The sequence below is a fragment of the Citrobacter sp. VF227 genome (assembly GCF_052950715.1).
On record NZ_JBRFVF010000001.1, the window covers coordinates 35,316 to 50,387 of the forward strand.

The 15,072-nt window shown below is 46.7% G+C and carries 19 protein-coding genes and 2 pseudogenes; 8 read left to right on the forward strand and 13 right to left on the reverse strand.

Going from position 1 to position 15,072, the window contains the following annotated elements; genetic code table 11:
• Window positions 1-20: 20 nt before the first annotated feature.
• The 5 genes and pseudogenes from phoQ to ACU8YC_RS00200 form a co-directional block, all read right to left on the reverse strand.
• Window positions 21-1,484 (reverse strand): two-component system sensor histidine kinase PhoQ, encoded by a 1,464-nt coding sequence (gene phoQ / locus ACU8YC_RS00180; RefSeq protein ID WP_151220004.1) that lies wholly within the window; start codon window positions 1,482-1,484, stop codon window positions 21-23.
• The gene (gene phoP / locus ACU8YC_RS00185) at window positions 1,484-2,155 is read right to left on the reverse strand and encodes a two-component system response regulator PhoP (RefSeq protein WP_151220022.1); all 672 of its coding nucleotides are present in this window, start codon (window positions 2,153-2,155) and stop codon (window positions 1,484-1,486) included. The genes phoQ and phoP overlap by 1 nt, the downstream gene beginning before the upstream one ends.
• A gap of 87 nt (window positions 2,156-2,242) precedes the next feature.
• Window positions 2,243-2,791: a hypothetical protein gene (locus tag ACU8YC_RS00190; protein ID WP_414438136.1), complete on the reverse strand. Its 549-nt coding sequence runs from the start codon at window positions 2,789-2,791 to the stop codon at window positions 2,243-2,245.
• 60 nt (window positions 2,792-2,851) lie between these two features.
• Window positions 2,852-2,941: a hypothetical protein gene (locus tag ACU8YC_RS00195; RefSeq protein WP_423390609.1), complete on the reverse strand. Its 90-nt coding sequence runs from the start codon at window positions 2,939-2,941 to the stop codon at window positions 2,852-2,854.
• 23 nt (window positions 2,942-2,964) lie between these two features.
• Window positions 2,965-3,092 (reverse strand): annotated as a pseudogene (locus ACU8YC_RS00200) (hypothetical protein); the annotation flags it as partial.
• Window positions 3,093-3,105: 13 nt separating this feature from the next.
• On the opposite strand from ACU8YC_RS00200, the gene ACU8YC_RS00205 reads away from it, so the two are divergent.
• Window positions 3,106-3,234: a cold shock domain-containing protein gene (locus tag ACU8YC_RS00205; RefSeq protein ID WP_446895156.1), complete on the forward strand. Its 129-nt coding sequence runs from the start codon at window positions 3,106-3,108 to the stop codon at window positions 3,232-3,234.
• Window positions 3,235-3,364: 130 nt separating this feature from the next.
• Here ACU8YC_RS00205 and ACU8YC_RS00210 read toward each other — a convergent pair whose 3' ends face one another.
• A complete protein-coding gene (locus ACU8YC_RS00210; RefSeq protein WP_187252621.1) occupies window positions 3,365-3,535 on the reverse strand; it encodes a YnfU family zinc-binding protein in 171 nt (56 codons plus the stop codon).
• 411 nt (window positions 3,536-3,946) lie between these two features.
• Between ACU8YC_RS00210 and cspG the strand changes: the two genes are divergently transcribed.
• The 4 genes from cspG (at window position 3,947) to ACU8YC_RS00230 (ending at window position 5,039) form a co-directional block, all read left to right on the forward strand.
• Window positions 3,947-4,159: a cold shock protein CspG gene (gene cspG / locus ACU8YC_RS00215; protein ID WP_000066494.1), complete on the forward strand. Its 213-nt coding sequence runs from the start codon at window positions 3,947-3,949 to the stop codon at window positions 4,157-4,159.
• Between the two features lie 10 nt (window positions 4,160-4,169).
• Entirely contained in the window at window positions 4,170-4,358 is a 189-nt protein-coding gene (gene ymcF / locus ACU8YC_RS00220; protein ID WP_151220020.1) for a cold shock small protein YmcF, read from the forward strand.
• A gap of 73 nt (window positions 4,359-4,431) precedes the next feature.
• On the forward strand, window positions 4,432-4,662 hold the full coding sequence (locus ACU8YC_RS00225) for a hypothetical protein (protein ID WP_151220003.1): 231 nt from the start codon (window positions 4,432-4,434) through the stop codon (window positions 4,660-4,662).
• A 203-nt stretch (window positions 4,663-4,865) separates the two neighbouring features.
• Window positions 4,866-5,039 (forward strand): GnsA/GnsB family addiction module toxin, encoded by a 174-nt coding sequence (locus ACU8YC_RS00230; RefSeq protein WP_003841960.1) that lies wholly within the window; start codon window positions 4,866-4,868, stop codon window positions 5,037-5,039.
• Window positions 5,040-5,517: 478 nt separating this feature from the next.
• On the opposite strand, the gene purB is transcribed toward ACU8YC_RS00230, so the two are convergent.
• The 5 genes from purB to rluE are packed head-to-tail and all read right to left on the reverse strand — an operon-like array spanning window position 5,518 to window position 9,826.
• On the reverse strand, window positions 5,518-6,888 hold the full coding sequence (gene purB / locus ACU8YC_RS00235; RefSeq protein ID WP_210904972.1) for an adenylosuccinate lyase: 1,371 nt from the start codon (window positions 6,886-6,888) through the stop codon (window positions 5,518-5,520).
• A gap of 3 nt (window positions 6,889-6,891) precedes the next feature.
• Complete coding sequence (gene hflD, locus ACU8YC_RS00240) at window positions 6,892-7,533, reverse strand: high frequency lysogenization protein HflD (RefSeq protein ID WP_151225271.1); 642 nt, start codon at window positions 7,531-7,533, stop codon at window positions 6,892-6,894.
• A gap of 34 nt (window positions 7,534-7,567) precedes the next feature.
• Window positions 7,568-8,674, reverse strand: coding sequence for a tRNA 2-thiouridine(34) synthase MnmA (gene mnmA / locus ACU8YC_RS00245; protein WP_151225273.1), 1,107 nt, complete (start codon window positions 8,672-8,674; stop codon window positions 7,568-7,570).
• A 53-nt stretch (window positions 8,675-8,727) separates the two neighbouring features.
• Window positions 8,728-9,189, reverse strand: coding sequence for an NUDIX hydrolase (locus tag ACU8YC_RS00250; RefSeq protein WP_005120989.1), 462 nt, complete (start codon window positions 9,187-9,189; stop codon window positions 8,728-8,730).
• Between the two features lie 13 nt (window positions 9,190-9,202).
• Window positions 9,203-9,826: a 23S rRNA pseudouridine(2457) synthase RluE gene (rluE, locus tag ACU8YC_RS00255; protein WP_210904974.1), complete on the reverse strand. Its 624-nt coding sequence runs from the start codon at window positions 9,824-9,826 to the stop codon at window positions 9,203-9,205.
• Window positions 9,827-10,028: 202 nt separating this feature from the next.
• Between rluE and icd the strand changes: the two genes are divergently transcribed.
• Window positions 10,029-11,279, forward strand: coding sequence for an NADP-dependent isocitrate dehydrogenase (icd, locus tag ACU8YC_RS00260; RefSeq protein WP_003030769.1), 1,251 nt, complete (start codon window positions 10,029-10,031; stop codon window positions 11,277-11,279).
• Window positions 11,280-11,391: 112 nt separating this feature from the next.
• On the opposite strand, the pseudogene ACU8YC_RS00265 reads toward icd, so the two are convergent.
• Window positions 11,392-11,589: pseudogene (locus ACU8YC_RS00265) on the reverse strand (integrase); the annotation flags it as partial.
• Window positions 11,590-11,808: 219 nt separating this feature from the next.
• Complete coding sequence (locus tag ACU8YC_RS00270) at window positions 11,809-13,287, reverse strand: sensor domain-containing diguanylate cyclase (protein WP_446894900.1); 1,479 nt, start codon at window positions 13,285-13,287, stop codon at window positions 11,809-11,811.
• Window positions 13,288-13,584: 297 nt separating this feature from the next.
• Here ACU8YC_RS00270 and ACU8YC_RS00275 point away from each other — a divergent pair, with 297 nt between their 5' ends.
• Complete coding sequence (locus tag ACU8YC_RS00275; RefSeq protein WP_151218948.1) at window positions 13,585-14,004, forward strand: hypothetical protein; 420 nt, start codon at window positions 13,585-13,587, stop codon at window positions 14,002-14,004.
• 225 nt (window positions 14,005-14,229) lie between these two features.
• Window positions 14,230-14,958: a MerR family transcriptional regulator gene (locus ACU8YC_RS00280; protein WP_187259567.1), complete on the forward strand. Its 729-nt coding sequence runs from the start codon at window positions 14,230-14,232 to the stop codon at window positions 14,956-14,958.
• The last annotated feature ends 114 nt before the right edge of the window (window positions 14,959-15,072 follow it).

Here is a 15,072-nt window from a genome sequence, read left to right on the forward strand (position 1 = left end):
ATATTTATTACACGTGGCGATTACTCGTCTTTCTGCCCCGGCTGCTGGCGACCAAAAATAACCTCCATGCGCGCGCCACCCAGCAGGCTATCACTGGCAATAATCTGCCCGTCATACTGTTCAGTTATTTCTCGCGCCACTGCCAGTCCGACGCCTTGTCCAGGTCGTAACGTATCGACGCGCTGACCACGGTCAAACACCACTTCCCGTTTGCTTTGCGGAATACCAGGACCATCATCCTCAACCAGAATATGCAGTTGATCTTCTGACAGATGCGCTGAAATCTCGACAAACTCCAGACAGTATTTACATGCGTTATCCAGTACGTTACCCATCACTTCGACAAAGTCGTTCTGCTCGCCTACGAAACTGATTTCGGGGGAGATATCGAGACTGATATTGACTCCTTTACGCTGATAAACTTTATTCAGCGCGGAGGTGAGTTTATCAAGCAACGGCGCGACTGGATGCAGTTCGCGACTGAGCAGAGAGCTGCTGCCACGCATGCTTGCACGATGCAGGTAATAGCCAATCTGCTGGGAAATACGGCTGATTTGTTCCAGCATGATAGGCTCGGCGTCGCTCACGTTCATTTTTTCATTACGCATCGAGCGCAGGGTACTCTGCAATACCGCCAGTGGTGTTTTCAGGCTGTGGGTGAGGTCAGTTAATGTGGTGCGGTATTTGTCGTAGCGCTCACGTTCGCTTTTTAAAAGTCGATTCAGGTTACGAACCAGACTGGTCAGTTCGCGCGTGGTGGCGGGGTTCAGCATCTCACGATGATGCTCCTCAAGCTCGCGGACTTCACGCGCCAGCGACTCAATTGGCCGCAGACTCCACCAGGCGGCCACCCATAAGAGCGGAATGACCAGCAACAGATTGGCGACCAGCACATAAATAAACCAGCTCCAGACCATGTATGAGCGCTTTAGCTCAATAGGAATTGTATCGACAACCACAATGGTTAACTGTGGCATTCTGGCAGTGGCGGGGTAGACGTTAACCGCCACGGAGTGGGTCATTTCGGCGTCGTCGTCATCCTCTCTGACTTCTTTTAACTGTTGCTGTGCGGAGTGGTCTTCGCCCAGTAGGGTGCTGGTGGCGTCAACGTTGGCTTCAATCTCATGAAAACCGTTGGTTTTAAGCCAGTCTGGTTGGATGCTTTGCGTCAACCAGGGCACGTTGCGCTGTGCCCACAGAAGCTCACCCGCTTCATTGTAAATCAGCGACATTGTTGGGCTTTGCATGTCGAGGTTCTCGGGCAGCTCGATGTTAATCTTGCCGTTTTCCCATTTCGCCAGGGTATAAAACAGATTGCTTTCACCGCGCAACAGGCGGAACGTGGTCTTATCAAAACTAACGCTGTAACCTACCAGGGCAACCATGCCGTAGGCCAGTGAAAGCACCAATACCACACCTGCGGTTGCCAGTAAAAAGCGCAGCCGCAGCGATAACGGGAAAAAATGACGCAATAATTTGTTCATTAGCGCAGTTCGAAAAGATAGCCTTGCCCACGTACTGTGGTAATTACTTCATGCGGATATTGCGCCTGAATTTTTTTACGCAGACGTCCCATCAGGACATCAATAGTGTGACTTTCACGTAGTTCAGCATCCGGGTATAGCTGCAGCATGAGCGAATCTTTACTGACGACTTTGCCGCTATTACGGATGAGTGTTTCCATAATGGTATATTCGAACGCCGTGAGCTTAATAACTTCATCATTGACGGATAATTCGCGGCGAGAGAGATCAACCTGGAAAGGCGGAAGGGAGATAATCTGCGAGGCCAGACCGCTGTTGCGACGCATCAGCGCCTGCATGCGCGCAGCCACTTCTTCAATGTGAAACGGTTTGGTGACGTAATCATCAGCGCCGGCGCTGAGTACTTCCACTTTGTCCTGCCAGCCTTCACGCGCGGTCAATACCAGAATCGGCAGCGAAACCTCATTGCTGCGCCAACGGCGGATCAACGACAAACCATCTTCATCGGGAAGGCCTAAGTCAACGAGTGCGATATCCGGAAGATGTTCATTCAGATAATAGTCTGCTTCCTTGGCATCTTCTGCATCATCTACCTGATGACCTAAATCCTGTAGCTGAACCTTAAGGTGGTGGCGTAATAAAGCATTATCCTCGACAACCAGTACGCGCATCATCGTTTCTCCCTAAAATAACGGTATGAATAGTTTAACGCTGATTATGTGGATTGAAAGCAGCGCTATGAACTTAAATAACTTTTCTCATGCTCCCCTGCCTGTGGGGCGTTCTGGGGGCAGTGCTGTTGGCATCTGATTGTTCAGCATATTGACCTGATCCTGGTTCATGTCGCCAATCCACTTGGAGTAAATCTCGTACACCATATGTGCATCGTCTTCCCATGCCAGGGCGCCTATCTCGCCCGGCCTCATCCCTGTATATACGGCAACAATGATGATTAATGCCTGGCTACGGGGAAGGGTGGTTATCAGTGCCTGGTACTTATGAAGTAAAAGTGGGTCGGGATCATTTTTAGATAACTTGAGTCGCGACACGCCCTCATAAGGAGCATGCAATATAAACTGGCTTCGGTTTGCGAGCTTAGGCATTTCTGATAAAACTGCCATCTGTTTATTGACTGTTGAGGGCGCGCGGCCCTGCCTGGTGAGATTCGGCATTGCCGGGTTAATAATTGTCCCGGTCAATAACTCTTTTCGGTAATGCAAAATGTCGGTATGCTCAATATCTACCAGACGGGTATTTTCTCCGATAACACGCTGTAATGTGTATACAATAGAAGTAATCGACAGCATTGTTGCACCAGATACCTCTAAAGCTTTGGTGTCTGTAAAAAAATCACTTAGCCTGGCAGGTTAGATGACAGAAAGTGTAGTCACTACCAGCGTGCAACATGAGCTCTTAAGGCCTGTCAACCAGTCGTTTAGATATATTTTCGGATACATGTGAACCTCTCCCTGTTTTTAATTTATCTTTTATGATTCCAGAAATCAGGGGCTACAAATGATGAGAGATACATGTTCGCTACAGACGGGCCTCGAAACCATTTATTCGACAAAACTCAACGCGTAATCCGGGAAGGAGTACTTCTGAGTCATGCAGATTAGATGTGTTTGTTCATTTCTCTGCTACCCAGAACGGTAATTTTCGCACTTTGTTTGAAGGTCAAAAATTTTTATTCTCTATTGAACATGGTACTAAAGGTCCGGTTGCCGGCAGTGGAGTTATCGCAAAGTAAAATCCGCTTTATGTGTGTATGCGATAACAATGACGGCTAAGGCCTGAGCGTTTTTTTATTATCGGTGGCTTGAACAATATTAAAATACAGATGTGGTGATTCTGTGCGAGAAACGGTATCTCAAACAGATTCAGGCTGCTTCTTTTTGATTTGTTTGGAATACTTTATTGCAATGAGGACAGATTAAAAGGGAACCTTTTTGTACTCTTGCAAAACTATGTTCAGATTGATGGGTACAGTTTGGGCAAGTGCATTTGACAAGATAGTTACGGCGTGATTTAGAGTCTTTACGTTCTGACATAGGCTTTTCCTTGATTGGATGGACTTTAACTTTACCTTAATTTGTCCAGGAAATCTTAATTTTATTAACCAATGGGGGCTGATAAAAAAGTCGGTAGTTCAGGGCATGAAGCTGTCTACTGAGAAATGCGTCTGGATGAACGTCACAATGCTCACCGACATGCTCGGAAATATTGCAGTTTAAATTAATTTTTATGCTCAAAGTTATGGGTGATTTCCTTACAAAACTAAAGCTTGCTATGTTTGGTTAATCATGCGTTAATGAATCTCTGGTTTGTTACGAATTTATCTGAAGCAGTCGCTGAAATAATTTTATTCCTTGTTCCTGTTGAGATTTCCTTGTTAGCTTTTCTCTCTGATAATTTTTTTCGGACCAATCTGCCCAAGGGCTCACTCAATTAAGGTAATGATTATGTCTAATAAAATGACTGGTTTAGTAAAATGGTTCAATCCTGAAAAAGGTTTTGGGTTTATCACCCCTAAAGATGGCAGTAAAGATGTGTTTGTACACTTCTCTGCTATCCAGAGCAATGATTTCAAAACTCTGAATGAGAATCAGGAAGTTGAATTTAGTGTTGAACAGGGACCCAAAGGCCCCACAGCAGTTAATGTTGTGGCTGTATAAGGTAACTGTTATTACTAATAATATTCACTTCAGATGCCCGTGTTGTCACGGATCTCAGTACAGAACGTCAAACTTTGATGTTACTGAAAAAAATCCTTTCGGAGCGAAATGTATTTTTTGCAAATCAACAATGATAACATTTGATAATGTGGCACTATACATTCGTTCTGGTCAGTCTTCATCAGATTATAGAAAATAAATTTCAGGCTCCTTATGGAGCCTTTTTTGTATGCTTAACCGTTCATTTATATAATAACCGTCACGGTAAAATTATGAAAAAAGTAATTGTTTTTTTTAACTCACAACCGGCAGTCGTTGTATCTGTAATGAAAGGTATTACGACGATAATGCGTGAGTTTCCCAATGGAGAAAAAGCGCATCTATCCGTAATGTCTGCGGGCTTTCCATCTCTGACTGGAGACCATAAAATAGTTTATGTGGCTTCAGATCGTGATGTCAGTTCCGAAGAGATTCTCGAGGCCGCATCGAAGCTTTTGAAATGAGAACTGGTTGTTTCGTGACCGACCCAGATTTTAGTCAGTGGTTTGTAGGGTTACGAGCTCTTTTGCATGAAGATTATACTGCAACCTCTTGATAATTTAGGATTTCCATTCTATCTTTTAAATATGTCAGCGCTTTTACCTGTGCTCCACGGGGAAAGTAACGCGCCTGGCGTTGATGCGTTAGAGATCAAGAGAGGTAAATAATGAACGTCGAAGATTTAAAAAGAAAAACTGAAGCGGATATTTCTGAATTCATCACAAAAAAAATTATTGAACTCAAAAAAAAGACAGGAAAAGAAGTCTCTGATATCCAGTTTACTGCTCGTGAAAAAATGACTGGGCTTGAAAGTTACGATATTAAAATTACATTAATCTAATTGTTATAAGAATCAGTTCAGGTGAAAAAGCATTATCTTGAAAGATAATGCTTTTTTATTTCTGTCATAAAACATAAAACATAAAACATAAAACATAAAACATAAAACTTTGCTAAAACCTTCACTTTTTACCTGGACTGACGCCTCCAGGTAGACGATGCTGCCTAGGCATGATTTTAAAGTGTTTGTTAAACCTGTGGCAATTCAGACCAACATCGATTATTACTTTTGGGCCAAATTTGGGGCGCTGAAATGACTCATATTTCCCGCAATGGTCCAAAATAATATTTTATTAAGCTATTGATTTTAATATAATTTATCAGTAAAGAACTTACAAAATTACTTTTTTAGTCTAGCGCTGAGCATGATCCGTGGGGATAACCATTTAATAAAACGGGAAAGGGATGTTCATACGGCGATAAAAAACCGGAATCGCTTACGCTCATCCGGCTTCAGTTCAGCATCTGCGGGTTGTTGATTACTTCAGTTCATCAACCATGATGATGGCACGACCAATGTAATTGGCTGGCGTCATGGCTTTCAGGCGCGTTTTCTCTTCTTCCGGCAGTGCCAGACTGTCGATAAACTGCTTCATACCTTCGGCGTCAACGCGTTTTCCACGGGTCAGTTCTTTCAGCTTCTCGTACGGTTTTTCAATGCCATAGCGACGCATCACGGTCTGAATCGGCTCTGCGAGAACTTCCCAGTTATGATCCAGTTCGTCCAGCAAATGATCGCGGTTCACTTCCAGTTTGCTCACACCTTTCAAGGTGGACTGATAGGCGATCAGCGCATAGCCAATACCTACGCCCAGATTACGCAGAACGGTTGAATCCGTCAGATCGCGCTGCCAACGCGAAACCGGCAGTTTGCTCGCCAGATGTTGCAGAACCGCGTTAGACAGACCCAGGTTACCCTCAGAGTTTTCGAAATCGATAGGGTTCACTTTGTGTGGCATGGTCGAAGAACCGATTTCTCCCGCGACAGTTTTCTGCTTGAAGTGACCCAACGCAATGTAACCCCAGACGTCGCGATCGAAATCGATCAGAATGGTATTAAAGCGGGCGATGCAATCAAACAGCTCAGCGATGTAATCGTGCGGCTCGATCTGTGTGGTGTATGGATTCCACTGGATCCCAAGCGAGGTGACGAACTCTTCGCTAAACTGATGCCAGTCAACTTCCGGGTAAGCGGCGATGTGGGCGTTATAGTTACCCACAGCACCGTTGATTTTACCGAGGATTTCAACCTGGTTGAGTTGGCGGTACTGACGCTCCATGCGATACGCCACGTTTGCCATTTCTTTGCCCATCGTTGATGGGGTGGCCGGTTGCCCGTGAGTACGAGAGAGCAGGGGAATATCGCGATATTCAACAGAAAGTGCTGTGATGCCATCAATCAGTTGACGCCAGTACGGCAGGACTACTTCGTCTCGTGCGGTTTTCAGCATCAGCGCGTGAGACAAGTTGTTGATGTCTTCTGAGGTGCATGCGAAGTGGATAAACTCGGAAACGGCGTGCAGTTCCGGGATATCCGCAACTTTTTCTTTGAGGAAATACTCAACTGCCTTCACGTCATGGTTGGTCGTACGCTCGATGGTTTTGATACGCGCAGCATCTTCTTCATCGAAGTTAGCGACGATCGCATCAAGGTAACCGATTGCGTCGGCAGCAAAAGCAGGAACTTCCTTGATCGCTGCGTGCGCGGCCAGTTTTTGCAGCCAGCGTACTTCAACCTGTACACGGAATTTCAGCAAACCGTATTCGCTGAAAATCCCGCGCAGCGCGCTGACTTTATCGCCGTAGCGTCCATCGACAGGGGAAACGGCGGTCAGTGAGGATAATTCCATAGATCACAACTCCGGGGTTAAATGAGCAAGAATTTGTTTTGCCTGAGTCGTCAGGCGATTACGAGAAAACATGAGTTGCAGACGGCCTCCACCCACCTGATGCCAGAGTACGGCCGCGCGAATGCCAGCCAGCAGCGAAGCGCGAACTTTGGCCTGAACCTGTGGGCTCTGAAGGATGGCCGGGGAGCCAGTGACCTGAATACGCGGGCCGAGTGGACTGATAACGTCAACATAAATGCCTGCCATCGCACTCAGTAGCGTTTCTGACTGCAAATCAAAATGGTCCAGCTGGCGCTGCAAGCCGTTAATACGGTCTCCCAGCGTGTCCATGGCGCCTTTAGCGGCTGAAAGTTTACGCTCCAGCACCATCAGGCTTAATGTATAGCGAGTAAGTTCCGCGTTCAGTCCCTGACGACTGCTGGCGTTGAGCACGCCGAGCAGTGTTTCCAGGCCGAGACGAAGGTTGGCCTCGCTGCCGCCAAACACGCCCAGCGTAGAGCTGGGATTCATGTCAATGACGCTGTTCAGTGAAACGTGTAATGCATCGGCATCACAATGCCCCTGGTGCGCCAGTTCTTGCACCAGGCGTGCCGACTGACAAATGCCTGCCAGGGCGAGGGTGATGTCATAATAATTCTTTGCCACGTTCACTGCTTCCTTGTATCAAATGTGTAGGTAATTATACCGACAGAGGCAATCGTTGTTCGATAATGCCGCCGCCGAGGCACACTTCGCCATTGTAAAAGACAGCCGACTGACCCGGCGTTACCGCCGCGACGGGTTCATCGAAAATGACTTCAATACGCTCGGCATCCAGTGCCTTAACGGTGCACGGAATGTCGGTCTGACGATAACGGGTTTTCACCGTGCAGCGCATTGTGCCAGTGAACGGTTCGCGATCGACCCAATGTAACTGTTGCGCCACCAGGCCAACGGACATCAGGCGCGGGTGTTCATGACCCTGAGCAACAACCAGAATGTTGTTCTCAACGTCTTTATCCACCACATACCACGGATCTTCCGTGCCTTCTTTCGTCCCGCCAATGCCCAGACCTTTACGCTGACCCAGGGTGTGGTACATCAGCCCCTGATGCTGGCCAATCTCTTCGCCATCAACGGTGATGATTTTACCGGGTTGAGCTGGCAGGTAGCGACCGAGAAATTCTCGGAACTTACGTTCGCCAATGAAGCAGATACCGGTGGAGTCTTTTTTCTTGGCCGTAATCAGACCGAGATCTTCAGCAATTTTACGCACCTGCGGTTTTTCCAGTTCGCCCACCGGGAACAGGCTTTGCGCGATTTGCTCATGGCCGAGCGTGTAGAGGAAATAGCTCTGGTCTTTATTGCCATCAAGACCACGCAGCAGACGGCTTTTACCGTCGACATCCGCGCGACGCACGTAGTGACCGGTGGCGATGTAATCGGCACCTAAATCTTCAGCGGCAAATTCGAGGAAGGCTTTAAACTTAATCTCTTTATTACACAGAATATCCGGGTTTGGCGTACGGCCCGCTTTGTACTCTTCAAGGAACAATTCAAAGACGTTGTCCCAATATTCTGCGGCAAAGTTGACGGTATGCAGCTCAATGCCGAGTTTGTCACAGACAGCCTGTGCATCTGCAAGATCGGCAGCCGCTGTGCAATATTCCTCGCCATCGTCCTCTTCCCAGTTCTTCATGAACAGGCCTTCTACCTGATAACCCTGTTGTTGCAACAGCCAGGCAGAAACGGAGGAATCGACACCGCCGGACATGCCGACGATCACTTTTTTTGGGCTTTCAGACATAGGAATACTCACGACATTGAACTTCAAGGCGGCATATTCTAGCACGCAGCCCCTTACTTGACACCCTCTGTAAACGGCCAGTTAAATTCACCGATCATCGCCAGCGGGTAGCGTTGTCCGCTCTGATAGCAGCGAATGCTCTCCGCAACTAACGGAGAGCGCAGGTTTGGCGCGCAGAGAACCTCTTCTGCACTGACCCAGCGACAGCAGTCGATATCGCTGTCATGAGGTTCAGTAGCGCACATATTGGCAAGCTCGATAGAAAACAGAAAACGCAAAAAGGGCGTTTTGTCCGGCGCAATCCATTGATGCATTCGAATGAAATGTTGTGGCTGCGCGTGGATACCTGTTTCTTCCCATAGCTCGCGAGCGGCGGCCTGCACTAACGTCTCATCCGCTTCCAGATGTCCGGCTGGTTGATTCCATAAGGCTTTGCCATTGATTGTTTCCTCAACGACTAAAAACTTATCTTCTGCATGCACGATGCAGGCGACCGTAACGTGCGGTTTGAACATACCTGTTCCTTATTCAGTTAGTAGCATCTCGCCATTCACCATTGGCGAGATTATCCAGTGTGTAATCCCCCATGGCATAGCGAATGAGGCGCAGCGTCGGGAATCCAACATGGGCTGTCATGCGGCGTACCTGACGGTTGCGGCCTTCATATAAGGTGACTTTCAGCCAGGTGGTAGGGATATTTTTCCGCTCCCTGATAGGCGGGTTTCTCGGCCACAGCCATGCAGGTTCTTCTGTTACTTCAATACCTGCGGGCAGCGTGGGACCGTCATTGAGCGTTACCCCGTTACGCAGCGCATTAAGCGCTTCTACCGTCGGCTCGCCTTCGACCTGGACGTAGTAAATTTTCCCGGTACGCTTACCGGGCTGCGTTAACCGGGCCTGCAGCGCACCATCATTGGTCAGCACCAAAAGCCCTTCACTGTCCCGATCGAGTCGACCCGCAGCATAGATCCCCGACACGGGAATAAAATCTTTTAACGTTCTTCTGCCAGCCTCGTCAGTAAATTGCGGCAAAACATCGTAGGGTTTATTGAACAAAACCACGCGTTTTGGCTGGTTTTCTTTACGCTGTCTGGTGACTTGTCGTGAGCTGAATCGCTCAACCCGGTGATTTCTAAAAGAAGTTTTTTGCATGGTATTTTCAGATTATATCAATTGCCGCATTATAGCCTAAGAACGAGTGTCTTTCATGGCGGCGAACATTAGGGTAGTATTGACATGCTCATTACAAAACATTAACAAAAAATTGCTCTAACGCATTCGTGCAGCAGGACGCAAACGCACATGCAGCGCGATGACAGACGAGCAGAACCAGAAGCGCTCGAAGGAGAGGTGAATGGAAAGCAAAGTAGTTGTTCCGGCGGAAGGTAAGAAGATCACCCTGCAAAACGGCAAACTCAACGTTCCTGAAAATCCGATTATCCCGTTCATTGAAGGCGACGGTATCGGCGTTGATGTAACCCCACCGATGATCAAAGTTGTCGATGCTGCTGTCGAGAAAGCCTATAAAGGCGAGCGTAAAATCTCCTGGATGGAAATCTACACCGGCGAGAAATCCACCCAGGTTTATGGCCAGGACGTCTGGCTTCCTGCTGAAACCCTTGATCTGATTCGTGAATATCGTGTTGCCATCAAAGGCCCACTGACTACTCCAGTTGGCGGCGGTATTCGCTCTCTGAACGTTGCCCTGCGTCAGGAACTTGACCTGTATGTCTGCCTGCGTCCGGTGCGTTATTACCAGGGTACGCCTAGCCCGGTTAAACACCCAGAACTGACCGACATGGTCATCTTCCGTGAGAACTCTGAAGATATCTACGCGGGTATCGAGTGGAAAGCGGACTCTGCTGACGCTGAGAAAGTGATTAAATTCCTGCGCGAAGAAATGGGCGTGAAGAAAATCCGCTTCCCTGAGCATTGCGGTATCGGTATCAAACCATGCTCTGAAGAAGGAACTAAACGTCTGGTTCGTGCAGCAATCGAATATGCCATCGCTAACGATCGTGATTCTGTTACCTTAGTACATAAAGGTAACATCATGAAGTTCACCGAAGGCGCGTTCAAAGACTGGGGTTATCAGTTGGCGCGTGAAGAATTCGGTGGTGAGCTGATTGACGGCGGTCCTTGGGTCAAAATCAAGAACCCGAAAACCGGCAAAGAGATCGTGGTTAAGGACGTTATTGCCGATGCGTTCCTGCAACAGATCCTACTGCGTCCGGCTGAATATGACGTGATTGCCTGTATGAACCTGAACGGCGACTACATCTCCGATGCGCTGGCAGCACAGGTTGGTGGTATTGGTATCGCTCCGGGCGCGAACATCGGTGACGAATGCGCGCTGTTCGAAGCAACCCACGGTACTGCACCGAAGTATGCCGGTCAGGATAAAGTGAACCCGGGTTCTATCATTCTGTCCGCTGAAATGATGCTGCGCCACATGGGTTGGGTTGAAGCGGCTGACCTTATCGTTAAAGGTATGGAAGGCGCGATTAACGCCAAGACCGTAACCTATGACTTCGAGCGTCTGATGGATGGCGCTAAGCTGCTGAAATGTTCAGAGTTTGGTGACGCGATCATCGAAAACATGTAATCCAGATATTGGGTTGTATGATAACGGGAGCCAGGTGGTTCCCGTTTTTTATGCCTGCAACATTGTTTCCCCAAAACTCTCTCCAAAACGTTTTCCCAAAAACCAGGCATGCTCACCTCTTTTTTACTTCGACAACTATCCAATCCTTACCTCTGTCGTCGTTATACTTGTCTGTCATTTTTCTTGATTTATGTCCCAATAATTTCTGTGTATCAATTCTTTGTTCCCTATTAATTCTTACTGAAAGCGATCGTTGCTCATGAATGGTTGGGGCGGTTCCTGCTTCCCATTCAATGCCGTATTTGCCTCTGAAGTGGTCAACTTAAACTAGCTACAGCTTTAGGTTTTTTTCCAGTATCAGTTTTTGGGATAACCCACTGATTCCGTTGCGAACTGCCGTTTATTGCACAACTGCTTTACCCATCGGTCATGGTAGAAAGACCCACATCCATACCACTGCCCGCAGCTGCAACGGTGTCGTTCTGATTAAGAACCAATTGAGCGGGTTCGCGTCGAGATAGAGACTCGATTAGCCCTGATGGTCTGCTAAATTGACTACTTTTACCTTATTTCGCCCAGACCTTTTAGCATCATAGAGTTTGGAGTCTGCCACTTTCAATAAATCATCAAAGGTAACAAGCTTCCCTTCTCTGGGATGGTAGGTTACTGCACCAATACTGATTGTGACCGGTCTTCTGAGCGAGCTCAGTTTCTCAATGCTTTTCCTTAATCTTTCGCAAGCCAAAAAACAGCCTTTTTCATCCGTTTCAGGGAAAAGCATGATAAATTCCTCACCACCAAATCGTGCGACTTTATCTTGGCTTCGCAGGGTATGGCTAAGTTCTTTGGCGATATTCTTAAGTGCATAGTCACCTTCCTGGTGGCCATAGGAATCATTATATGATTTAAAAAAATCGATATCGGCAATGGCAAGTGACACCGGTACGGGATGTCGCGCCATTCTGGTCATTTCATTCTCAAACCAGAGCATAAACTTTCGGCGATTTGCAATCTCCGTCAGACTGTCCTCAGTGGCCATTCGCTCCAGCATAGTATTGATTTTGTGTAACTCCTCCTTTTGCTTTTTGAGCTCAATTTCCATCTTTTTACGCTCATTAATACTTTGTATCTGAGCAATATAATATTTGACTTCACCATTATCTTCGCGTACCAAAGAAACACTCAGAAGTATCCAGATATAATTCCCGGTCGCTGTCAGATATCTCTTTTCTAGTTGGTAGAATGGAATTTCTCCTCGAGAAAGTGCATCTAATTGTCTTAAATCAGTGCTTAAATCATCGGGGTGGGTTATATTTTGAAAGTTAATGGAAAGCAGATGTTCTTCAGTATATCCCAGCATACGGGTCAGTGAATTGTTAACTTTTTTCCATTGGCCAGAAGAAGCGACAAGAGCCATCCCGATAGTTGAGTTCTTAAAAATAGCTTCGAGTATGTCATTGTTTTTTTGTAGTGCTGAAATAACAATTTCATTTTCACTGATTAATAAATTTATCTCGATTAACGAACCAATACCCTCGGCCATTAAACTAATAAATTCATAGTCATCATCAGAGAATGCTATGGTTCTTATCTGAGTTGAGGAGAAATTGATTGTGCCCCATAATTTTTCTCTCACCCATATTGGCGCTGAGATATAACTTTCCAGCCTCATACCAATGTAGACTGGATGGGAATTAAAGTCAGGATGTGTTCCTGCATGTTCAACGCTTATTATTCTTTTTTCTCTGACCACTTGCTGACAATAAGTGTTTTTCAGATCAAAAACCATACCAGCTGAAATGTCTCCTCTTGTTGGAGAAACCGCAAGTAGAGAGTAACGCTCACCCTCTATCTGACTAATAATACCAAGAGACAGGTCAAAGGCTTTCAATCCTTCATTCAGAATGGCCAGGTATTTATCTTCAGGGGAAGCATGTCTCCTGGCCAACGCCTCATAAAGAAAGTGAATTCGGTTGATATTAATGTTGTTTTCTTTCATTTTTAACATCGCATTATCTTTTCGTCTTTTTACGCATCAAGATGGTTGCTATTCGGCCTTGATTAGTTTGTCACATTGTACCGTAGCAACAGCAGTCGGTATTCGAATAACTATCTTGCTCATTGCCCCTTGCTGCTTAAAAATTTATCAAAAAATCGAATGGTGATACTCTTTTTATAACAGGTATCTACGATCTTGACTAAGATTTTAGAAGGGTAGCTATTCGCTGCTTCTCATCTGGGCTTATCATCGTGAGGTCGCACTATGTGTACAAAAAGGGTAGTTATTTGCCTGTCATTAGTTTCTATGCTGTTCACATCCACTACCTGGGCTATCAATAAAGATTATCGGCATAAACTTGAGCAGTCTGGTTGTACTCAGGTCTCTGAGGCGCAAGGTTGTGATATCAACAAATCTAAAGCTGAAAATGCAAAAGCTGGTTTTGTTAATGAGAGCAGCGATACCACAGCATCAGCAACCAGTCCTTATGCTGGTAAGTGGTTAGCTTTGAGTGATAGCGGTGATACGGTTGCGAACATCAGTATTGATAAAAATGATAAAGTCATCGTCAATGGAAAGAGCGTACATGCCACAAAAACAGATGGCGGGCTGCAGTTCAAGCAGGGGATGGTGATTTATACCCTCCAGGGAGACCGTCGCGTGAAAGGTGAGGATGTCTGGCGGGATACGGATGCCGGAACGCAGGGGAAAATCTTCAAAAAGTAAAAATATTTTAGGAACAACAGCTACCAGGAAGCCGTAAAGTTAATAGCCTAATATATCAATTAGTTAGAATTGAAAAATTGCGCGCTACTCTCAGGTTATTTTGTTTACGTCTTCCTGAAGGCGGTTGTATGGTATTTAGCAATTGTAAGGCAAGTAGTTTTCGCTTATCTAATCCAACGTAGTTCGTAGTATATTGAGCGTATTCTTTGTTATCAGGTGTTCTGTATGTCCTATTCCATCGGTGAATTTGCGCGGCTTTGTGGAATAACCGCCACAACGCTGCGTGCCTGGCAACGTCGTTATGGACTTCTCAAACCACAGCGTACGGATGGTGGGCACCGGTTGTATAGCGATGACGATATCCGGCAGGCGCTTAAAATTCTCGATTGGGTGAAAAAAGGCGTACCAATTAGTCAGGTAAAACCGTTGCTGGCCCGCCCTGGTGCCCGGCGAACGAATAACTGGCTCACCCTGCAAGAGAGTATGCTGCAGCGCCTGAATGAAGGGAAAATTGAATCCCTGCGCCAGCTTATTTATGATGCGGGCCGCGAGTATCCTCGTCCTGAATTGGTGAGTGAGGTGTTGCGACCTCTGCGAAGTCAGGTCTCGGCCAACGTGCCGGCTATCATGACACTGCGTGAAATCCTTGATGGCATTATCATTTCTTACACCTCATTTTGTCTGGAAGGGGATAAGCGTGCGCCGGGCGATAACTACCTGATTACCGGCTGGCATCTTACCGACCCCTGCGAAATCTGGCTTGAAGCGCTTTGTCGTACCGGACAGGGACTGCGCATTGATGTGCTTCCCGTGCCGCCCGCGACGCTTGCGCCTGAGATTTTTCCCGAGCGAAAATGGCTGCTGGTGACGTCTGGTAAGCTCACTGCGGCGCGTAAAAAACAGATAGAGCTCTGGCAGCAACAGGTCAACTCCCTCGAAGTGATCCCGCTTTAATCCTCTGTCACGACCTTTCCTGTGTGTCGATCAGCCACTGCTTTAGTAGCTTCTGAATGATTCCTCTAAAAATAATTATTTCTAATTTATTGAATTAAATAGATTTATAAATAT